We start from the raw sequence: 20,932 nt of genomic DNA, 5'->3' as shown, positions 1-20,932 counted from the left end.
CACATTCTATAATGTGATGCTTCTCAAATTAATAGGGTACACATTCATTTTTGTTCTGATTCAACAACTGAAGAAGTGGACGCACAATGAGGAAGGAGATGCTAGATATTTATCATTAATTTTATGAGTCACATAGGGAAATTTGGTCCTTGTTCCAAAAAGTCAATTAGAAAAAGGGAAAGATTATAATGGGAGTGAAATGGATTAATATATCTTTTCCTAACTTTGCGCTCGGCATAGCGTTTGGATTATTTATGCATTTCAACGATTTAACTTAAATGGTGAACAACACACTCACATATTAACAACTTGCTATGGTCCATTTAAAAAAATCGGTTTAAAACGTGAGAAAATTAAATGAATAGATTCTAGACACTGAATATATTTTACTTAGTGAGCAAAAAGACGCAAAGTAATTCCCACAATTTGTTGTGAAAAAGAAGAGGGTACTGCTTTGATATGACAATTTAGGACATACCGAATCGAAAATGGTGAAAGTTCCAGATTAAACATTTCGGTGTCACTACAAGAATCAAGTTAATATCAATCACTACTCTATCTATGAATTTGGAAAGCTCAATTATATGTTTTTTGCATGGGGCTTAAACACTTCCACGCAATAGCAACCCGCCCCAAAATATGAGATAATGAGTACAACAGAACGAACGTATTAAACATGAAAAATCGAGGTGCCGTCATGAAACCGGTAATACTAGCCGAAAAACCATCACAAGCGAAAGCCTATGCGGATGCATTCTCTGCGCGTAAACACGAAGGCTATATGGAAATCCATCCATGCCCGACGTTTCCGGAGGGGGCTTTTTTGACGTGGGGCGTTGGCCACCTCGTGGAATTGAAAGAACCTCATACCTATAATCCCGCGTGGAAACGCTGGTCACTTGGAAGTTTGCCGATCTTACCAGAGCGCTATGAGTTCCAAGTATCGAAGGGTAAGTTCAAGCAGTTCCAGGTTGTGAAGAAGCTTATCAAAGATACGGATACCGTTATTAACGCGTGTGACGTGGATCGCGAAGGATCAAATATCTTCTATAGTATTTATGATCAGACAGGTGCTCGTAACCAAACCATAAAACGCTTGTGGATTAATTCTCTTGAAGCAGATGAAGTAATCAAAGGGTTTGAGAATTTACGCGATAACAAGAAGGATCTGCAGATGTATGAAGAAGCGAAGTCTCGTCAGATCAGTGACTGGCTCGTTGGAATGAATGGATCACGGCTGTATACGCTGTTATTGAAGGCGAAAGGAATTGAGGAAGTGTTTCCAATCGGGCGTGTTCAATCCCCAACAGTGTATTTGATTTATCAGCGACAACGTGAAATTGAGACGTTTGTTTCGGAACCATTTTTTGAAGCGGAGGCACTGTTTACAGCAGCTAGCGGGACTTATAAAGGAAAAGCCAAGTTGAAAGAGCCGAAGCGCGAACTAATTGCAGATGCGTTGAACAGCCGTGGTATTACGAAACGTTCACCAGGTACCATCTCAGAGCTTAAAACTACAGATAAACGCATGCCGCCACCACAATTGCATTCTCTTTCGACGCTCCAAGCAACTGCTAACCGCCGCTTTAAAGCGAGTCCTGCGACCGTCCTGAAGACAATGCAGACACTGTATGAGAAGAAACTCGTGTCGTATCCTCGTACGGATACACGTCATATCACACCGAGCGAATTCAATTATTTAGCAGCTTCCGTTGAAAAGTATCAGCAGCTCATGGGGCAACCATTCGAAATCACTTCAAAGACGCCAAAAAAGCGATTTGTCGACAGTTCGAAAGTCCAAGAACACTACGCTATCATTCCGACGAAAAAGGTTCCGACAGCGGCAGCTATCGCACGACTTTCACCCCTGGAACGGAATCTCTATGAAGAAGTTGTGCGAACTGCACTCGCGATGTTCCACACGGATTATTTATACACAGAAACGAAAGTAACGACGGACGTCAACGGACTCCCCTTCTTCACGACAGGGAAAACAGAGGTGGACAAAGGCTGGAAAGAGTTATTTGCAGCACCCCCAAAAAAAGGGAAAGACGCGGACGAGCCCGCGCTTCCACCTCTAGTGCAAAGTGAAACAGTACAAAGTGAGATTGGTATTAAGGAAGGTGCGACCCAACCACCTAAGCCATATACAGAAGGTCAGCTGATCGCGATGATGAAGACATGTGGGAAGCTTGTCGAAGATCAGACCGAGACCGATATCTTGAAAGAAATTGAAGGCCTCGGTACAGAAGCGACACGCAGTAACATTATCGAAACGATTAAAAAGCATGGCTATATTTCGGTAACGAAAAATATTGTATCGATTACCGACAAAGGACGCGTCCTCTGTCAAGCGATTGAAGGCAGTTTGCTCGCGAGTCCCTCAATGACAGCGAAATGGGAAACGTATTTGAAGAAAATCGGGAATGGTGAAGGGACTGGCCAACACTTTTTAGGAAGTGTGTCGAAATTTATCTATAAATTGCTTGAAGACGTGCCGGTCCAACTTGAGCAACAAAAGATCGATATCGTATTGCCGCCATCTAAGTCGTCCAGTCGTAAATCCTATACAGCCACCGAAGTTGCGCCATGTCCGAAGTGTGGAAAAGGCATGATCGTCGCACGCAAAGAGTTTTACGGTTGCAGCAATTATAAAAATGGTTGCAAGCAGACGTTTCCAGGATTATTCTTGAAAAAGAAATTAACGCAAGCCCAAGTGAAGTTATTGTGCACCGCAGGAAAAACAAACGTCATTAAAGGATTTACACACGCAAACGGCCAGAAATTCGACGCCATGCTTGAATTGAAGGAAGGTAAATTGAATTTAGTGTTTGTTTAATCATAAAAAAGGAAAGTCTCTCTCACCGCGAGAAGGCTTTCCTTTTTTCGTTCTACTCTTATAATACAGGTGATAGAAGACGAGAAATGCCTTCTTTGAATTTAATAAGCAGCGGACGCTCTGCATACCGTTCAGGTGTCAGTTCTGAACTGACTTCAATGTCTTTCAAGAACAATCTATGCACCTGTTGAGCTACTCTTTCATCGTAGACGATCGCACTGACTTCGAAGTTTAAATGGAAACTGCGGGAGTCGATGTTCATCGTTCCTACTGCTGTCACTTCCTCGTCAACGACGATGGTCTTTGCATGCAAGAAGCCATTTTCATAAAGTAGTATCTTGGCCCCGTAATCGAGCAAATCGCCAGCATACGCCCACGTAGCCCAATAGACAAACGGATGATCCGGTTTACACGGAATCATGATTCGCACGTCAACTCCAGATAGCAATGCAATTTTGCAGGCATCCATAAAGCTTGTATCTGGTATGAAATAGGGCGTTTGAATATAAACACTCTTCTTCGCAGATAAGATAAGTTTGATGTACATATTTTTCAAGTGCTCTGTAATAGAATCCGGTCCACTCGAAACTACTTGGATTGGGCTGGTCCCTTGTTGCGGCTCTTCAGTGAATGTGTACTCATCCCATTCACCCGGCTTGTTATTGCCGGCACGATGCCAATCCAATATGAACTTCCCTTGAATGTGGTGGACGGCTTTTCCTTTAATGCGCAGGTGTGTGTCCCGCCAGTAACCGAATTTTTTGTCCAGACCAAGGTACTCGTCCCCTACATTGAATCCGCCAATATACGCGATGCGTCCATCGATAATAACTAGTTTCCGGTGATTACGGTTGTTTACTCTGAAGTTTATCAACCTGAAGAATGATGGGAAAAACACCTCGACTTCGCCGCCTGCTGCACGCAATTCATCAAAAAACTTAGGTGCGGTCCTTTTGGAACCGACTTCATCGTACAGGAGACGAACTTTCACCCCTGCCTTCGCACGCTCTATCAAGGCATCCCGAAGTCTTGTCCCTAATGCGTCAGACTGGATAATGTAATACTGAACATTAACTTCCTTTTCAGATGCTTGGATATCCGCAATTAAGGAATCGAATTTCTTGTGTCCATCTTCGAAGATCTGGATGTCATTATCCGTAGATAATAGTCCATCCGATGATATCAAGTTCATGTGAATTAGTTCTTCATGTTTCTTGAGTAACGGAGACTGTTGAACCTTCTCTCTATAGACTGTCGATAATTGGTGATTCACTTCCGTGTCTATTTCTCTTCTCTCTTCATCCGTCAGCTTATAGAAGTTCTTTTGCTTCAAATTACGTCCAAGGAATAGATAGATGAAAAAGCCCGCTATAGGAATAAACACCATGACTAATATCCATGCCCATGTATTTCCGATGTCGCGTCTTTCGAAAAACAATACTCCTACCAACAATAAAAGATTAATCGCTATTGAAATGGATAAAATCAACGTAATTATATATCCTATCCCCATAATTACACCTACCTTCTCGTTTTATTTTTAATGAAAACCATCCATTTAGGTACTTAAGAATTTCTATTGAAGTATAGATTAAATTCTATAGAAAGTAGTATTCACTATAACATGTACCCTATGAAAAGGAATATGATCCTAAAAAAATAGTTTATCCAACAAGAAGATAGAGTTGTTTTTTACTACTGATCTTAAAGCTTGCTTAATTTAATTAAACGATTATAATTAGTTTCACTTAACAAACGGGATGTGATTACATGAAACTTATACATGCGTTAGACCAATTCTATTATGAACAGATTTTAAAAAGCCTTCGACAAATGAATCACAATAATGTGTATGGAAATTTAACTTATAATAGTTTGCTGTATATGGAAGTAATTTTGTATAACGAAAAGTGCACGGCCAGTTTTTTAGCAGATACACTTCACGTTGCGCGCTCAGCAGTTACTGTGAAAGTTAATGAACTAGTCGCAAAAGGAATTGTCACGAAAACACCATGCAGCACCGATAAGCGCGTCAACTACTTAAGTGTCAGCCCCGAAATTGGGGAGGACTACAAACAGTTGGATGTAGCATTGAACCATGCAATTGCAGAAATCGAAGATCGTTTTTCAGCATCGGAAGTTGCCTCTTTCGTTGACATGTTAGGGATCATCCGAAAACACCATCAATAATAGTTGAGTTAAATCACCCTAAACATGGAAGAGGTTTTTGAATGGAAAACAAGAAATATGAATACTTAGCAGATAACCCGAATGTGAAAGTCCTCCCTATTATGTTAACGCTCATTATCGGTGCCTTTTTCGCCATCTTAAACGAAACCTTGTTGAATATTGCGCTCGTCACACTTATGGATCAGTTCTCGATTTCGTTGACTGATGTCCAATGGATGGCGACTGGATTCATGCTCGTTATGGCCATAGTTATTCCGATATCTGCACTGATGCTTCAGTGGTTTACAACGAGGCAGCTGTTCCTTGGGACAATGGCCGTCTTTACACTAGGGACAATCATTTGCGCCAGTGCGCCTACGTTCTCGATTTTACTGCTTGGACGCTTAATCCAAGCGGTAGGTACCGGTCTATTGATGCCGATTATTTTTAATGTCTTCCTATTGATTTATCCTCCGGAACGACGCGGGAAAGTGATGGGGATGATCGGTCTCGTCATCATGTTTGCCCCGGCAATCGGTCCTACGCTATCCGGTGTTATCGTTGAGTATTTAGGTTGGCGCTATTTGTTCATCCTTGTCATTCCATTCGCGTTGTTCTCGATTGCATTTGCAACTAAGTACTTGGTCAATGTGTCCGAGGTGACGAAACCTAAAATCGATGTTCTTTCACTCGTATTTTCAACAATCGGATTCGGTTCCATCGTTTATGGCTTCAGTTCTGTCGGGGAAAGCAAGGACGGATTTGCAAGCCCGACGGTTTGGCTGTTCATCGGCATGGGCGTTATAGGTATCGCCTTATTTGTTCGGCGTCAGTTGAAGCTCGACGAACCAATCATGAATATGCGGGTATTCCGCTATCCGATGTTTTCACATGCTGTCGTGATGTTTTTGATCATCATTATGGCAATGTTTGCCTCTGAAATCATTTTGCCGATCTATATGCAAGGTCCACTCGCTCTTTCAGCCGCAACGGCTGGCTTGGTTTTGTTGCCTGGAAGTATCTTAAACGGGATCATGTCACCATTTATGGGCGCGTTATTCGATAAATTCGGTCCACGTGTGCTGATGATTCCAGCAACTCTCGTATTAAGTGGGACGATGTTTATGATGAGCCAACTCACTGTCGATACACCTGTGTGGCATGTCGTGATCTACTATGTCCTCATCATGTTATCCGTTTCCGCCATCATGATGCCTGCTGAAACGAATGGGTTGAATCAGTTGCCGAAGCGTCTCTATCCACATGGAACCGCTGTGATGTCCACGTTACAGCCGGTGGCAGGTGCGATTGGTGTGTCGGTTTTCATCAGCATCATGAATGCACGTCAATTGCACGTGTTACAGAAATCCACGAATCCGACAGACCCTGCCGCAATAAATCTTGCGCTTGTGTCCGGAGTGGAACTGGTTTACTTCATCGCATTTGCCATGTCGATTGTCGCGGTTATCCTGTCGTTTGTTGTGTACCGTGCGAAACCTAGTGACAATGAGGAAATTGATTTATCAAAGGAGTAAATGTCCATGTTCAAAAAACGATACAGCAACTTGGATTCGAATGCGCGTACCGCAACGTTAGGTGAATTACTACGCTGGCAAAAAGAGCGATTCCGTAAAGAGAAAGATATGAGTTATAAAATTGGCCAAGCCGATCATAAGCAATCGACCTTGCTCCGTGCAAATAAAGAGGATTTCACAATTACGTGGATTGGTCACTCGACATTCTTAATCCAAATTGCAGGGTTAACGATTGTGACAGACCCAGTTTGGGCAAGTAGCATGGCGATCAGCGGGAGGTTAGAAGAACCGGGTCTCTCCATAGAAGAGATTCCTGACATCGATATTGTCCTACTTTCGCATTCCCACTATGATCATCTAGACGTACCCTCATTGAAGAAACTCAAAGGTACACCCGCCATTCTTGTTCCAGAAGGGCTAGGACCTAAAGTTCGTAAGCTAATGAAGGAGAATCGGGTCTATGAGATTCCCTGGTGGGGCCAAGTACGTATCGGCTCTGTCGAATTCCATTTTGTTCCCTCCCAACATTGGACGAAGCGTACACTAACAGACACCAACACGTCCCATTGGGGAGGATGGATTATCCAACGTCCAATAGAAACAACACCTACGTCTGAATCCATCTATTTTGCAGGGGATAGCGGATATTTTGAAGGTTTCAGAGAAATTGGCAAGAGATTCCCTGGTCTTACTCACGCGCTCATGCCCATAGGTGCCTATGAGCCGGAATGGTTCATGGGCACACAACACATGACACCAGAAGAAGCCATACAAGCTTTCTCAGATGTCAGTGCCGAAGTGTTTATTCCAATGCATTATGGGGCTTTCTTTTTAGCGGATGATACGCCAAAAGAAGCTTTAGATCGTTTAAATGCTGAATGGAAACGACTTCGTTTGGATGAAAGACGCCTTCGTTTGCTGAAACATGGAGAAACTATGTTCAATGATTAAACAACACTTTGAAGGTGTTGTTCGCATGTCCCTATAGCATTAGCCCCAACTCTCTTTTATGAAGAAAGTTGGGGCTTTTTGATGTCAAACAGGTAAGGTCTGACTTGTTATTTTATATAAATATAATATTGCATTTTTTCCGTCTATTTGATACGTTTGACAAATAGGATTGCTGGAAGATAGTTTACGGCGTGGGAATCATTGGGGGATGATTGTTATAGCTATTCAGCAAGTCCAAAAAATCCGTGAAGGGGATGGGAAAGTGACAGTTGAAATAAAACAATCAGAGGTTCAACCTAAACGCGAACTGCCTCGCACCGCTGATGGCAAGCTAGACTATGAACGAATTATTGAAACTCCCGAGTTCAAGCGTCTGATTAAAAAGAAGAACCGATTCATCACTCCATACGTCATTGCGTTTTTCACGATCTATCTGCTGTTGCCCATATTGACAGGCTATACATCTATTTTAGAAACCCGAGCCGTTGGCTGGATGACGTGGACTTGGATATATGCGTTCGGTTTATTTTTGATGGTATGGGTATTCACTCAAATTTATGTGAAAAAGGCACGTGATTTTGATAAGGACATCGACCAGATTATCCAAACACACATTAAGGACTAAGGGGGATTTCCGGTATGAGTTTTATTTCCATTGCAATCTTTTTCGCTGTAATTCTATTAACACTCTACATTACATACTGGGCTGCGAAACAAACAACAACAGCCAGTGATTTCTATACCGCAGGTGGTTCCCTGACAGGATGGCAGAATGGAATGGCCATTGCAGGGGATTACTTATCCGCAGCTTCATTCCTAGGAATCGCCGGTGCGATTTCATTGAGTGGATTCGATGGGTTCTATTACAGTGTAGGCTTTTTGACAGCGTATCTCGTCGTCTTATTCCTCATCGCCGAACCACTTAGGAATCTCGGGAAATATACGATGGCCGATATGATCGGATCACGGTTCGGGGCGAAGAAAGTCCGTGGGGCTGCTGCTTTGAATACGATTACGATTGTGCTGTTCTATATGCTTGCACAACTTGTAGGTGCGGGTGCTCTTATCAAGTTGCTCTTCGGCATCGATTACTGGATTTCTGTGATGATTGTCGGCATCATGATGCTGATTTACGTACTTTTTGGAGGTATGACGGCTACAAGTTGGGTTCAGATTGTGAAAGCGATTTTGCTGATGGTTGGGACCATCGTCATTTCTTTCCTTGTATTGATGAAATTCAACTTCAACTTTGTTGGAATGTTTGACGTCATGCGGACTGCAACGGACCATGGAGAGTCCTTCTTGCATTCAGGTGTCGTCTATAAAGATCCGATTGGCTTGATTTCCGTGTTGCTCGCTCTTGTTCTTGGAACGGCTGGTCTTCCACATATTTTGATGCGCTTCTTCACAGTGAAAGATGCAAAGACCGCACGTTCGTCTGTCGTCTATGCGGTTTGGATTATCGGGATTTTCTATGTACTTACTATTTTCCTCGGCTTTGGTGCTGCGAAGTTTGTTGGTTCTACAGCGATTATCGCAGAAAACCCAGCCGGTAATATGGCTGCACCGATGTTAGCTGGTGTCCTAGGCGGAGATGCACTTGAGTCATTCGTTGCCGCTGTAGCCTTCGCTACAATTCTAGCAGTTGTTGCAGGGTTGGTGCTTTCAGGGGCTTCTGCAATAGCCCATGATATTTATGCAGAAATCATCATGAAAGGCAAAGTAACGGAGAAGCAGCAAGTACTCGCTGCCCGCGTAGCTGCAATCAGTGTGGGACTAGTCTCCATCTTGCTGGCACTCGGTTCGGAGAAGTTGAATGTTGCATTCTTAGTATCCCTAGCGTTCTGTATTGCCGCTTCAGCGAACGTTCCAACGATCTTGTTCACGATTTACTGGCGGAAGTTTAATACGACAGGTGCAGTTGCTTCCATGTTGACTGGGTTAATCACAGCACTTGTGCTTGTTGCAGTGAGTCCTAACGTCATCAATCCTGTACCGGGTGCTGCATTCTTCGTCGGTGATCCACTCTTCCCATTCGTGAATCCAGCCATCATCTCGATTCCAGCTGGCTTCCTCGCAGCGATCATCGGGACCTATGCTGGTGCCAAGCGTCATGAAGAAGCAGAAGTTGCGTATGCAGAAGTCCGATTCAAGGCGGAGACTGGATACCGCGGTTTGTAAGCTCTGTAGATAGTTGAAAACCTGTGGATCTGTCACCCTTTGGTGACAGATCCACAGGTTTTTTTATTGGAATGGATCGCTTAGCCAGTAGTATCGAGCGCTTCCCCCCTGCTCCCTAACATAAGTAAAAACCGCTCCTACGAATAGGAACGGCTACGGTAGTTAACTTATCGTTTCTCTGTGCGGTCTATAAGGAATGTCATGACGACGAATAGCGCAAACGCGAGCAATAGGATCGTGCCGCCTACGATGTAAAAGACGAGGGCGAACGTCCCGTTAATATCGAACGGGCGGATGAACTGAAGCCACATACCTGCAGTCAATCCGATGGACCCGATAATCGCTGCCCAGCCGTGAACTGCTACGAGTTTCGTTGCGCGGACGCGGTAGATTTTATAGAATACGCCCCATGAAAAGACGGATAGCCAGCCTACTAGTAATATGTGCGCGTGAATCGGTTTGAATGCATACGACCCAGTCCCCGCCATATGTGAACCAAGCACCGTACCCACTAACCCGAAGATCGCTGCAATGCGTATTAGACGTATACTCCATTTTTCCTGCATATTGAATTCCTCCTGTGTCGTTCTGATTATCTTAATCTTACAACCTCAACATGAACGCAACATGTACGGGAGATTACATTTTCGGCAGGGCAAGTGTAAATACTGTCCCTTGTCCTTTTTCACTTTCGACGGAAATCGATCCATTATGGAGCTCAACCACTTGTTGAACAATCGATAACCCGAGGCCAGTTCCTTCGGCAGCAATCGTTCGAGAATCGTCTTCACGGTAAAATCGGTTAAAGATATGCGGGAGATTCTCTTCTGCAATCCCAATACCTGAGTCACCAATCATTATGGTCACGTTGGTTTCATCCGAAACTAACGATACTTCAATCGTTCCGTAATCGTTCGTATACTTTAGCGCATTGGACAACAAGTTCTCCCATACTTTTTCAAGAAACGCTGGGTCACCAGTCAGTTCCGCATCCTCGATTTCCATAGATAGCGAAACTTGTTTCTCTTCAAGGAGCCAACGGTATTTTCGCACAGTATCGCGTAGTTGCTCACTCACGTCATATGTCACCGGTTTCAACGGGCTCATCATCTGATCGAGCGACGTCAAAAGAAGTAACTGTTTCGTAAGTGATGATAACCGATCCGTTTCGGATTGAATCACCTTCGCATATCCCGAACGTTCTTCAGCTGGTAGCGTGTCATCCATCAATAGCCCCGCGTACCCTTTAATATTTAACAATGGTGACTGGAAATCATGTGAGACGTCACTTATGAACTTCTTGCGGATTAAGTCATTCTCTCCGAGTCGCTCGGTCATCTTTTGAAAACTTTCAGCGAGTTGTCCGATTTCATCTTTCTGATGAATCTGCAAGATGCCGCTGAACTCTTCTTTCCCCACTTTTTTCGTGGCAAGAGTCAATTGAGTAATCGGGCGGATTAACCGCTTCGCAACAATTAACATCGCTAGCAGACTCGCAATTGCCATCACGATAACCATGCCACCAAGCAAGTAATGCACTTCGGTGAAGAGCAACTTGATATCCGGGCGCAAGAACAATGCATACTCTGCCCCTTTATATGTAAATGGTACCCCGACGGTATTTGCGGTTTCATCTGAAAAGAAACCCGTTACAAACGTTTCTGTCGGGAAATTTCTCATGCCATGATAGTCTTTACCTTGAAGTACGGTCATGACATCTTGTTCTTCTAAATTATCCAACCGGAAAGATTGGCCATAGCGCTTGCCCTCTAGATTTTCGTCTACGAGTAGCAACTTGTACCCTGCTGCCGCTTGAGTCGTTAAGTAAAAATCCAAGTCTTCTGGCGCCGCGTCTTCAATATAATTCGCGAGTTCTCGAACGATGTTCATATTCTTTTCGTCATTCGAGCCTTTTAAGTTTTGATGGTAATACGTATTGACTGCCAGAAACGCTGAAAGCGCGCTAAACACCATGATTCCAGCCGTATAGAGCAAGAATTTGCCGTAGAGCGATCTCATACCGCACCTGTGTCGAGCTTATACCCAACACCTCGTACAGTTACAATGCTGACTTGTTCCGGTAGACCTTCAAACTTGTCCCTTAATCGCTTAATATGGACGTTAAGCGTCTGCTCATCGCCCTCATAGTCATAGCCCCATACTCGATCCAACAACACTTCACGAGTAAACACTTGGTTTGCACGTGATGCAAGAACAGATAGCAATTCGAACTCTTTTAAGGGGAGTAACAGCACTTTTTTTCCTATAGACACTTCATACGATTGACGATTGATGGACAACGGTCCTGCTTGAATAAAGACATCCACTGCTTTCTCGTACCGCCGTAGGATGGCACGGATTCTAAACAGCAATTCCTTCGGCTCAAAGGGTTTTACTAGATAGTCGTCTGATCCTGCAAGAAACCCTTTTTCCTTATCTTCTAATTCACCTTTTGCAGTGAGCAAAAGTACTGGTATATCCCATTCAGAACGCACTTTTTTCGTTAACTCATAGCCGTCCATTTCAGGCATCATGACATCGACTACTGCGAGGTCTGGAACCTCATGCTCCATAAGTTCAAGCGCTTCACGTCCGTTCTTTGCTTTCATTACTGAATACCCCGCAGCAGACAATGTGATGCGGACAAGTTCTAAAATATTTGGGTCATCGTCCACCGCTAAAATAGTTAACATTTATCCCACTTCCTTCTTTTTGGACTTACTCCACTCTGCATTTAATAAGCCTGACATCAAAATGATGACGGCTGTCATGTAAAACCAGATCACGAGCATGATAATTCCCGATAATTGTCCATACAACCGGGTATAGTCAACAGCCGTTACCCACCCGCCAAACAAATAGGAAAACAGTTGCCAACCGATTGTCGATAATAAGGCTCCTGGAATTACTTGTTTAAACAAAATCTTACCACTTGGAACAATCTTATAGAAAATCGCGAAAAAGATAAACAAAAAGAGCGTACCAAGTCCCCACTTTATCTTCGGCCACAAAAATAGCCATCCCTTCCAATCATCGATTCGATCATAATACGCAACAACTTGATGGAGTACGTTCTCAATAAAAGGAAGAACTAACGAAAGAGGAACGACGAGCATAAATAAGATCGTCACTCCTAGATCTCGGAATAAGGAAAACCAAAACCCCTGTTTTCGTACATATCCATTTGCCAAATCTAAGGAACGTGCAAAAGACTGTACCGTTACAGAAGACAACCAGAATGCGCCCACCAAGCTAAAATAAAGCCATTTTCCTTTACCGTTTCTTAAAACTTCTCGGACATTATCTTCGATGAGTTCAAATGATTGCTCTGGAATGAAAGGTCGTAAAAATCGAAACAATAGTTCTTCATTCACGGGGAACAAATTAAGTAACGATAACATGAATATGAAAAATGGCAGCATGGATAACAACAAGTAATAGGCAGTCTGTGCGGCTTGGTCGTAAAATCGTTCTGTTACGAATCTTTTTAAGACCTTAAGTCCCTTTTTCATATTAATTCTCCTTTTTCATGAATAGGAAATATGATTTAATTCTAGCGATATGACTAATTATAATGTAAACTCTACCTATTACATCAAGTTCAGACTATTTCCGACATCGTTTGACTGGTTTTACTCCCATTTCCGCTATGGTTTACAAGCTAGTTTCTGACATCCCTTTTGCCACGTCTATCAACATATGCTACGTGCTTTGCAAAATTCGAAAATCAGGGAGAGATTGCACATGTAAATTGCAGTATCTGGAGGGGCTGGCATCATCGAATCCCATTTTACCGACCGTCTCATCGAATTTGGCCATGAAGTGCTCGTGATTGATAATCTATCCACTGGCAAACGTGAAAACTTAAATACTCAAGCTGCGTTTGCACAGATGGATGTTCTTCAAACAGACAAACTAACCTCATTGCTTGAATCCTTTCTTCCAGACACCGTATTCCATTTAGCAGCGCAAACGTCGGTGTCTGTCTCTATGGAAGACCCGCTATGGATTATCTAAAAAGCTGTATGAACTCTATAATCGACTCACTTCCACAAATCATTAACTATCACATACCATTCTACGCTATGCCAATGTTTAGGGCCCACGTCAGGACAGCGACTTTGTAAGTGATCCGATGTTTAGAGAACTCCTCAACTCCTATGATTTTCAATTACACAGGAAAACGAGAAGGTGATTTAGAACATAGTACCCTAAATAACCATAGAGCTATCCAATATCTCAAATGGTCTCCTCGTTATAGTTTCACGGAGGGGTGACGGAATACTGGGACTTCTTACAAAAGGATCTGTAACGGTATGAGAAAAGATCGCTCTGTCGTATACGGCACTCAGAAAAACCGGATTATTCTAATTGAACTAGTTCTTGTTGCGTTAATATTTGTTTTCGCTGCCAGTTACCAATTGATGAGTCACTTGGCTACACGGCCATGGGATGACCAGGAAACAATGGCAGAAGGAATGGGCTACGCCCAACATCTTTTGAAAGAATACTATCCGAATTCTAATACATACTCTGTGAGGAGTGTTAAATAGCTATACCACTTCGGGCCTCGTGTTTAACATTAAGAGCTGCTGGTACTTGGTATATGCAAATTAGACTTGAAGAATCTGTGCTAAAGTTACTCATTCTGTCCATAATACTCACTTTGTCCATGATACCTTCAAAAACTAATAGACTTCCCCAGTGTAGCCTTAATTTATCATTACAATCATTTGCAGTGCGTTTCCTTTCAAAACATGTTTCATCCAGTTTATCGTAAAAGTATATACAAAAAAGCGAGTTAAGGAATAAATTCCTTAACTCGCTTTTTCAATTGCCCGGCAACGTCCTACTCTCACAGGGGGAAGCCCCCTACTACCATCGGCGCTGAAGAACTTAACTTCCGTGTTCGGTATGGGAACGGGTGTGACCTCTTCGCCATCATTACCAGACAAATTGAGCTTGTTCGCTCAAAACTGGATAAAACCAACATTGAATTCAAGACAGCCTTACGGCTCTTTAACTTATATTTGGGAAAGTCCTCGATCTATTAGTATCTGTCAGCTCCACATGTCGCCATGCTTCCACACCAGACCTATCCACCTCATCATCTTTGAGGGATCTTACTTACTTGCGTAATGGGAAATCTCATCTCGAGGGGGGCTTCATGCTTAGATGCTTTCAGCATTTATCCCGTCCACACATAGCTACCCAGCGATGCCTTTGGCAAGACAACTGGTACACCAGAGGTGTGTCCATCCCGGTCCTCTCGTACTAAGGACAGCTCCTCTCAAATTTCCTGCGCCCGCGACGGATAGGGACCGAACTGTCTCACGACGTTCTGAACCCAGCTCGCGTACCGCTTTAATGGGCGAACAGCCCAACCCTTGGGACCGACTACAGCCCCAGGATGCGATGAGCCGACATCGAGGTGCCAAACCTCCCCGTCGATGTGGACTCTTGGGGGAGATAAGCCTGTTATCCCCGGGGTAGCTTTTATCCGTTGAGCGATGGCCCTTCCATGCGGAACCACCGGATCACTAAGCCCGTCTTTCGACCCTGCTCGACTTGTAGGTCTCGCAGTCAAGCTCCCTTATGCCTTTGCACTCTACGAATGATGTCCGACCATTCTGAGGGAACCTTTGGGCGCCTCCGTTACTCTTTAGGAGGCGACCGCCCCAGTCAAACTGTCCGCCTGACACTGTCTCCTGCCCGGATCACGGGCAAGGGTTAGAAGTCCAATACAGCCAGGGTAGTATCCCACCATTGCCTCCTCCGAAGCTAGCGCTCCGGTCTCTTAGGCTCCTACCTATCCTGTACAGGCTGCACCGGAATTCAATATCAGGCTACAGTAAAGCTCCACGGGGTCTTTCCGTCCTGTCGCGGGTAATGCGCATCTTCACGCATATTATAATTTCACCGAGTCTCTCGTTGAGACAGTGCCCAGATCGTTACGCCTTTCGTGCGGGTCGGAACTTACCCGACAAGGAATTTCGCTACCTTAGGACCGTTATAGTTACGGCCGCCGTTTACTGGGGCTTCAATTCAAAGCTTCGCTTGCGCTAACCTCTCCTCTTAACCTTCCAGCACCGGGCAGGCGTCAGCCCCTATACGTCACCTTACGGTTTTGCAGAGACCTGTGTTTTTGCTAAACAGTCGCCTGGGCCTATTCACTGCGGCTCTCTCGGGCTATTCACCCTACCAGAGCACCCCTTCTCCCGAAGTTACGGGGTCATTTTGCCGAGTTCCTTAACGAGAGTTCTCTCGATCACCTTAGGATTCTCTCCTCGCCTACCTGTGTTGGTTTGCGGTACGGGTACCTCCCACCTCGTTAGAGGCTTTTCTTGGCAGTGTGAAATCAGGGACTCCAGGGTATACACCCCTTGCCATCACAGCTCAATGTATTAGAAACGGGATTTGCCTCGTTTCACACCTCACTGCTTAGACGCGCATAACCAACAGCGCGCTCACCCTATCCTTCTGCGTCACCCCATCACTCAAACGGTGGGGAGGTAGTACAGGAATATCAACCTGTTGTCCATCGTCTACGCCTATCGGCCTCGACTTAGGTCCCGACTGACCCTGAGTGGACGAGCCTTCCTCAGGAAACCTTGGGCATTCGGTGGAAGGGATTCTCACCCTTCTTTCGCTACTCATACCGGCATTCTCACTTCCAAGCGCTCCACCAGTCCTTCCGGTCTAGCTTCAACGCCCTTGGAACGCTCTCCTACCACTGACACCAAAGGTGTCAATCCGCAGTTTCGGTGATTCGTTTAGCCCCGATACATTTTCGGCGCAGCGCCACTCGACCAGTGAGCTATTACGCACTCTTTAAATGATGGCTGCTTCTGAGCCAACATCCTGGTTGTCTGGGCAGCGCCACATCCTTTTCCACTTAACGAATACTTTGGGACCTTAACTGGCGGTCTGGGCTGTTTCCCTCTCGACTATGGACCTTATCACCCATAGTCTGACTCCCAAACATAAATCATCGGCATTCGGAGTTTGTCTGAATTCGGTAACCCGGGATGGGCCCCTAGTCCAAACAGTGCTCTACCTCCGAGATTCTTAACGTTTGAGGCTAGCCCTAAAGCTATTTCGGAGAGAACCAGCTATCTCCAGGTTCGATTGGAATTTCACCGCTACCCACACCTCATCCCCGCACTTTTCAACGTACGTGGGTTCGGGCCTCCAGTAAGTGTTACCTTACCTTCACCCTGGACATGGGTAGATCACCTGGTTTCGGGTCTACGACCCCATACTCATTCGCCCTATTCAGACTCGCTTTCGCTGCGGCTCCGCATTCTCTGCTTAACCTCGCATGGAATCGTAACTCGCCGGTTCATTCTACAAAAGGCACGCCATCACCCATTAACGGGCTCTGACAACTTGTAGGCACACGGTTTCAGGATCTATTTCACTCCCCTTCCGGGGTGCTTTTCACCTTTCCCTCACGGTACTGGTTCACTATCGGTCACTAGGGAGTATTTAGCCTTGGGAGATGGTCCTCCCGGATTCCGACGGAATTTCACGTGTTCCGCCGTACTCAGGATCCACTCTGGAGGGGATGAATTTTCGGTTACGGGGCTTTTACCCTCTTTGGCGGACCTTTCCAGATCGCTTCGCCTAACTCATCCTTTTGTAACTCCGTATAGAGTGTCCTACAACCCCAGGAAGCAAGCTTCCTGGTTTGGGCTTTTCCCGTTTCGCTCGCCGCTACTCAGGGAATCGATTTTTCTTTCTCTTCCTCCGGATACTTAGATGTTTCAGTTCTCCGGGTTTGCCTCGTATTTGCTATGTATTCACAAATACGTACCATCCTATTAAAGATGGTGGGTTTCCCCATTCGGAAATCTTCGGATCAAAGCTTACTTACAGCTCCCCGAAGCATATCGGTGTTAGTGCCGTCCTTCTTAGGCTCCTAGTGCCAAGGCATCCACCGTGCGCCCTTTCTAACTTAACCAAAAGTTAACGTTCTTCTTTCAATCAGCGATGATTAAAAAGAAAGAACAAAAGAATCGCTGTTCGGCTCACATAAATGTGTCCGACTCGGTTGATTATCTTGATTTGTTGCTTCAATGTTGTTTTATCCAGTTTTCAAAGAACAAAAATACTCCCAAACGGAGTAATGTTGGTGGAGCCTAGCGGGATCGAACCGCTGACCTCCTGCGTGCAAGGCAGGCGCTCTCCCAGCTGAGCTAAGGCCCCGACATAGTAATATTAAAATAGTAAATGGTGGGCCTAAGTGGACTCGAACCACCGACCTCACGCTTATCAGGCGTGCGCTCTAACCAGCTGAGCTATAGGCCCATTTTATAATAAAATGAATTTATACAAAATGAACCTTCAAAACTGAACGCAAAATGTCAACGCTATGAACCAAAGGTTCATTTCCGAATGTGCAGCTTCTTCATCACAAGGATGTTCCACTGACATATATCCTTAGAAAGGAGGTGATCCAGCCGCACCTTCCGATACGGCTACCTTGTTACGACTTCACCCCAATCATCTGTCCCACCTTCGGCGGCTAGCTCCCCTAAGGGTTACCCCACCGACTTCGGGTGTTACAAACTCTCGTGGTGTGACGGGCGGTGTGTACAAGACCCGGGAACGTATTCACCGTGGCATGCTGATCCACGATTACTAGCGATTCCGGCTTCATGCAGGCGAGTTGCAGCCTACAATCCGAACTGGGAACGGTTTTCTGGGATTCGCTTACCCTCGCGGGTTTGCAGCCCTCTGTACCGTCCATTGTAGCACGTGTGTAGCCCAGGTCATAAGGGGCATGATGATTTGACGTCATCCCCACCTTCCTCCGGTTTGTCACCGGCAGTCACCTTAGAGTGCCCAACTGAATGATGGCAACTAAGATTAAGGGTTGCGCTCGTTGCGGGACTTAACCCAACATCTCACGACACGAGCTGACGACAACCATGCACCACCTGTCACCACTGTCCCCGAAGGGAAAGGCATGTCTCCATGCCGGTCAGTGGGATGTCAAGACCTGGTAAGGTTCTTCGCGTTGCTTCGAATTAAACCACATGCTCCACCGCTTGTGCGGGTCCCCGTCAATTCCTTTGAGTTTCAGCCTTGCGGCCGTACTCCCCAGGCGGAGTGCTTAATGCGTTAGCTGCAGCACTAAGGGGCGGAAACCCCCTAACACTTAGCACTCATCGTTTACGGCGTGGACTACCAGGGTATCTAATCCTGTTTGCTCCCCACGCTTTCGCGCCTCAGCGTCAGTTACAGACCAGAAAGCCGCCTTCGCCACTGGTGTTCCTCCACATCTCTACGCATTTCACCGCTACACGTGGAATTCCGCTTTCCTCTTCTGTACTCAAGTCCCCCAGTTTCCAATGACCCTCCACGGTTGAGCCGTGGGCTTTCACATCAGACTTAAAGGACCGCCTGCGCGCGCTTTACGCCCAATAATTCCGGACAACGCTTGCCACCTACGTATTACCGCGGCTGCTGGCACGTAGTTAGCCGTGGCTTTCTGACGAGGTACCGTCAAGGTACGGGCAGTTACTCCCGTACGTGTTCTTCCCTCGCAACAGAGCTTTACGATCCGAAAACCTTCTTCACTCACGCGGCATTGCTCCATCAGACTTTCGTCCATTGTGGAAGATTCCCTACTGCTGCCTCCCGTAGGAGTCTGGGCCGTGTCTCAGTCCCAGTGTGGCCGATCACCCTCTCAGGTCGGCTACGCATCGTTGCCTTGGTAGGCCATTACCCCACCAACTAGCTAATGCGCCGCGGGCCCATCCTGCAGTGACAGCCGAAACCGTCTTTCAGAGTTCCTTCATGCGAAGGAACTGATTATTCGGTATTAGCCCCGGTTTCCCGGAGTTATCCCCATCTGCAGGGCAGGTTGCCCACGTGTTACTCACCCGTCCGCCGCTAATCAAAAGGAGCAAGCTCCAATTGATTCGCTCGACTTGCATGTATTAGGCATGCCGCCAGCGTTCGTCCTGAGCCAGGATCAAACTCTCCATAAAGAGAATTGATTGCTCAATTCGTACTGGCATCATTTAAGATGTCTATCAGATCAATTAAGATCTGTTTGTGTTTGTTTACCGGTAAAACCGGTTTCCCAAACGATATTTCGTTGACATTTTGCTGTTCAGTTTTCAAGGTTCATAGAGTGGAGCCTAGCGGGATCGAACCGCTGACCTCCTGCGTGCAAGGCAGGCGCTCTCCCAGCTGAGCTAAGGCCCCGTATAAATCATAAAAATGGTCGGGAAGACAGGATTCGAACCTGCGACCCCTTGGTCCCAAACCAAGTGCTCTACCAAGCTGAGCTACTTCCCGTTCCGAAAAATAAAATTGGCGCGCCCGGCAGAAGTCGAATCCACAACCTTCTGATCCGTAGTCAGACGCTCTATCCAATTGAGCTACGGGCGCAAAATATACGAATGTTAAAATGGTGCCGAGAACCGGAATCGAACCGGTACGGTAGTCACCTACCGCAGGATTTTAAGTCCTGTGCGTCTGCCAGTTCCGCCACCCCGGCACAAAAATCAATGGAGCGGAAGACGGGATTCGAACCCGCGACCCCGACCTTGGCAAGGTCGTATTCTACCACTGAACTACTTCCGCATTAGAGATGCGGGTGAAGGGACTTGAACCCCCACGCCCGAAGGCACTAGATCCTAAGTCTAGCGCGTCTGCCAATTCCGCCACACCCGCATAATCTCTATATAGTCTGTAATTTTTCACAGAAATGGTGAGCCATGCAGGATTCGAACCTGCGACCCTCTGATTAAAAGTCAGATGCTCTACCAACTGAGCTAATGGCTCGTACTAAGTGGTGCCGGCGAAAGGACTTGAACCCTCAACCTACTGATTACAAGTCAGTTGCTCTACCAGTTGAGCTACACCGGCACAAAGTATGGTGGAGGATGACGGGCTCGAACCGCCGACCCTCTGCTTGTAAGGCAGATGCTCTCCCAGCTGAGCTAATCCTCCATATATCACGCATTGCTGCGTTTGCCTGGCAACGTCCTACTCTCACAGGGGGAAGCCCCCTACTACCATCGGCGCTGAAGAACTTAACTTCCGTGTTCGGTATGGGAACGGGTGTGACCTCTTCGCCATCATTACCAGACAAATTTGCTTGTCTCTTTTCAAAGACATTTACTATTATATACTACAAAGCATGTAATATACAAGTGTTTTTTGAAGGAATTTTTATTCATTCAAAACTGGATAAAATCAACATTGAATTCAAGACAGCCTTACGGCTCTCTAACTTATA

13 protein-coding genes, 11 tRNA genes and 4 rRNA genes are annotated in these 20,932 nt (G+C 45.6%); 8 read left to right on the top strand and 20 right to left on the bottom strand.

Going from position 1 to position 20,932, the window contains the following annotated elements:
* Window positions 1-697 precede the first annotated feature (697 nt).
* The gene (locus tag ACRPI0_RS16265) at window positions 698-2,839 is read left to right on the top strand and encodes a DNA topoisomerase 3 (RefSeq protein ID WP_432355993.1); all 2,142 of its coding nucleotides are present in this window, start codon (window positions 698-700) and stop codon (window positions 2,837-2,839) included.
* A 58-nt stretch (window positions 2,840-2,897) separates the two neighbouring features.
* On the opposite strand, the gene cls is transcribed toward ACRPI0_RS16265, so the two are convergent.
* Entirely contained in the window at window positions 2,898-4,352 is a 1,455-nt protein-coding gene (gene cls / locus ACRPI0_RS16260; RefSeq protein ID WP_432353800.1) for a cardiolipin synthase, read from the bottom strand.
* A gap of 257 nt (window positions 4,353-4,609) precedes the next feature.
* Between cls and ACRPI0_RS16255 the strand changes: the two genes are divergently transcribed.
* The 5 genes from ACRPI0_RS16255 (at window position 4,610) to ACRPI0_RS16235 (ending at window position 9,675) form a co-directional block, all read left to right on the top strand.
* A complete protein-coding gene (locus tag ACRPI0_RS16255; protein WP_432353799.1) occupies window positions 4,610-5,029 on the top strand; it encodes a MarR family winged helix-turn-helix transcriptional regulator in 420 nt (139 codons plus the stop codon).
* 41 nt (window positions 5,030-5,070) lie between these two features.
* Window positions 5,071-6,543, top strand: a complete 1,473-nt coding sequence (locus tag ACRPI0_RS16250) for an MDR family MFS transporter (protein WP_432353798.1) — start codon at window positions 5,071-5,073, stop codon at window positions 6,541-6,543.
* A 6-nt stretch (window positions 6,544-6,549) separates the two neighbouring features.
* A complete protein-coding gene (locus ACRPI0_RS16245; RefSeq protein WP_432353797.1) occupies window positions 6,550-7,494 on the top strand; it encodes an MBL fold metallo-hydrolase in 945 nt (314 codons plus the stop codon).
* 208 nt (window positions 7,495-7,702) lie between these two features.
* Window positions 7,703-8,119: a DUF485 domain-containing protein gene (locus ACRPI0_RS16240; RefSeq protein WP_432353796.1), complete on the top strand. Its 417-nt coding sequence runs from the start codon at window positions 7,703-7,705 to the stop codon at window positions 8,117-8,119.
* A gap of 14 nt (window positions 8,120-8,133) precedes the next feature.
* A complete protein-coding gene (locus tag ACRPI0_RS16235) occupies window positions 8,134-9,675 on the top strand; it encodes a solute symporter family protein (protein ID WP_432353794.1) in 1,542 nt (513 codons plus the stop codon).
* A gap of 167 nt (window positions 9,676-9,842) precedes the next feature.
* On the opposite strand, the gene ACRPI0_RS16230 is transcribed toward ACRPI0_RS16235, so the two are convergent.
* From ACRPI0_RS16230 to ACRPI0_RS16215, 4 genes are all read right to left on the bottom strand, one after another.
* Entirely contained in the window at window positions 9,843-10,241 is a 399-nt protein-coding gene (locus ACRPI0_RS16230) for a hypothetical protein (RefSeq protein ID WP_432353792.1), read from the bottom strand.
* 73 nt (window positions 10,242-10,314) lie between these two features.
* On the bottom strand, window positions 10,315-11,694 hold the full coding sequence (locus ACRPI0_RS16225) for an ATP-binding protein (protein WP_432353790.1): 1,380 nt from the start codon (window positions 11,692-11,694) through the stop codon (window positions 10,315-10,317).
* On the bottom strand, window positions 11,691-12,368 hold the full coding sequence (locus ACRPI0_RS16220; RefSeq protein WP_432353788.1) for a response regulator transcription factor: 678 nt from the start codon (window positions 12,366-12,368) through the stop codon (window positions 11,691-11,693). The genes ACRPI0_RS16225 and ACRPI0_RS16220 overlap by 4 nt, the downstream gene beginning before the upstream one ends.
* Complete coding sequence (locus ACRPI0_RS16215) at window positions 12,369-13,187, bottom strand: YihY/virulence factor BrkB family protein (RefSeq protein ID WP_432353786.1); 819 nt, start codon at window positions 13,185-13,187, stop codon at window positions 12,369-12,371. It lies immediately after the preceding gene.
* A gap of 238 nt (window positions 13,188-13,425) precedes the next feature.
* On the opposite strand from ACRPI0_RS16215, the gene ACRPI0_RS16210 reads away from it, so the two are divergent.
* Entirely contained in the window at window positions 13,426-13,692 is a 267-nt protein-coding gene (locus ACRPI0_RS16210; RefSeq protein ID WP_432355992.1) for an NAD-dependent epimerase/dehydratase family protein, read from the top strand.
* Between the two features lie 299 nt (window positions 13,693-13,991).
* On the top strand, window positions 13,992-14,228 hold the full coding sequence (locus ACRPI0_RS16205; RefSeq protein ID WP_432353784.1) for a hypothetical protein: 237 nt from the start codon (window positions 13,992-13,994) through the stop codon (window positions 14,226-14,228).
* 283 nt (window positions 14,229-14,511) lie between these two features.
* Here ACRPI0_RS16205 and rrf (ACRPI0_RS16200) read toward each other — a convergent pair.
* The 15 genes from rrf (ACRPI0_RS16200) to rrf (ACRPI0_RS16130) form a co-directional block, all read right to left on the bottom strand.
* A 5S ribosomal RNA gene (gene rrf / locus ACRPI0_RS16200) occupies window positions 14,512-14,627 on the bottom strand.
* 78 nt (window positions 14,628-14,705) lie between these two features.
* Window positions 14,706-17,638 (bottom strand): 23S ribosomal RNA (locus ACRPI0_RS16195).
* Window positions 17,639-17,807: 169 nt separating this feature from the next.
* Window positions 17,808-17,883 (bottom strand) — tRNA-Ala (locus ACRPI0_RS16190).
* 25 nt (window positions 17,884-17,908) lie between these two features.
* Window positions 17,909-17,985, bottom strand: a tRNA-Ile gene (locus ACRPI0_RS16185).
* Between the two features lie 136 nt (window positions 17,986-18,121).
* Window positions 18,122-19,673, bottom strand: a 16S ribosomal RNA gene (locus ACRPI0_RS16180).
* Between the two features lie 147 nt (window positions 19,674-19,820).
* Window positions 19,821-19,893: transfer RNA gene (locus ACRPI0_RS16175), tRNA-Ala, on the bottom strand.
* 16 nt (window positions 19,894-19,909) lie between these two features.
* Window positions 19,910-19,986, bottom strand: a tRNA-Pro gene (locus ACRPI0_RS16170).
* 16 nt (window positions 19,987-20,002) lie between these two features.
* Window positions 20,003-20,079, bottom strand: a tRNA-Arg gene (locus ACRPI0_RS16165).
* 20 nt (window positions 20,080-20,099) lie between these two features.
* Window positions 20,100-20,188 (bottom strand) — tRNA-Leu (locus tag ACRPI0_RS16160).
* A gap of 11 nt (window positions 20,189-20,199) precedes the next feature.
* Window positions 20,200-20,274, bottom strand: a tRNA-Gly gene (locus ACRPI0_RS16155).
* Between the two features lie 8 nt (window positions 20,275-20,282).
* Window positions 20,283-20,364 (bottom strand) — tRNA-Leu (locus ACRPI0_RS16150).
* Window positions 20,365-20,399: 35 nt separating this feature from the next.
* Window positions 20,400-20,475: transfer RNA gene (locus tag ACRPI0_RS16145), tRNA-Lys, on the bottom strand.
* 8 nt (window positions 20,476-20,483) lie between these two features.
* A tRNA-Thr gene (locus ACRPI0_RS16140) sits at window positions 20,484-20,559 on the bottom strand.
* Between the two features lie 8 nt (window positions 20,560-20,567).
* Window positions 20,568-20,643: transfer RNA gene (locus ACRPI0_RS16135), tRNA-Val, on the bottom strand.
* A 23-nt stretch (window positions 20,644-20,666) separates the two neighbouring features.
* Window positions 20,667-20,782: ribosomal RNA gene (gene rrf / locus ACRPI0_RS16130) — 5S ribosomal RNA — on the bottom strand.
* Together the 16S, 23S and 5S rRNA genes with 11 tRNA genes alongside form the textbook arrangement of a ribosomal RNA operon.
* Window positions 20,783-20,932: the final 150 nt, after the last annotated feature.

The organism is Sporosarcina sp. A2 (assembly GCF_050858885.1).
Lineage (GTDB): Bacteria > Bacillota > Bacilli > Bacillales_A > Planococcaceae > Sporosarcina.
The sequence above is the reverse complement of the archived record's forward strand: the minus strand, read 5'-3'. Positions and strand labels throughout refer to the sequence as shown.

Coding starts and splice junctions, on each gene's coding strand:
- ACRPI0_RS16235 (WP_432353794.1), top strand. CDS start 8,134: ATGAGTTTTATTTCCATTGCAATCTTTTTCGCTGTAATTCTATTAACA.
- ACRPI0_RS16220 (WP_432353788.1), bottom strand. CDS start 12,368: ATGTTAACTATTTTAGCGGTGGACGATGACCCAAATATTTTAGAACTT.
- ACRPI0_RS16215 (WP_432353786.1), bottom strand. CDS start 13,187: ATGAAAAAGGGACTTAAGGTCTTAAAAAGATTCGTAACAGAACGATTT.
- ACRPI0_RS16240 (WP_432353796.1), top strand. CDS start 7,703: ATGATTGTTATAGCTATTCAGCAAGTCCAAAAAATCCGTGAAGGGGAT.
- ACRPI0_RS16245 (WP_432353797.1), top strand. CDS start 6,550: ATGTTCAAAAAACGATACAGCAACTTGGATTCGAATGCGCGTACCGCA.
- ACRPI0_RS16205 (WP_432353784.1), top strand. CDS start 13,992: ATGAGAAAAGATCGCTCTGTCGTATACGGCACTCAGAAAAACCGGATT.
- ACRPI0_RS16265 (WP_432355993.1), top strand. CDS start 698: ATGAAACCGGTAATACTAGCCGAAAAACCATCACAAGCGAAAGCCTAT.
- ACRPI0_RS16255 (WP_432353799.1), top strand. CDS start 4,610: ATGAAACTTATACATGCGTTAGACCAATTCTATTATGAACAGATTTTA.
- ACRPI0_RS16230 (WP_432353792.1), bottom strand. CDS start 10,241: ATGCAGGAAAAATGGAGTATACGTCTAATACGCATTGCAGCGATCTTC.
- ACRPI0_RS16225 (WP_432353790.1), bottom strand. CDS start 11,694: ATGAGATCGCTCTACGGCAAATTCTTGCTCTATACGGCTGGAATCATG.
- cls (WP_432353800.1), bottom strand. CDS start 4,352: ATGGGGATAGGATATATAATTACGTTGATTTTATCCATTTCAATAGCG.
- ACRPI0_RS16250 (WP_432353798.1), top strand. CDS start 5,071: ATGGAAAACAAGAAATATGAATACTTAGCAGATAACCCGAATGTGAAA.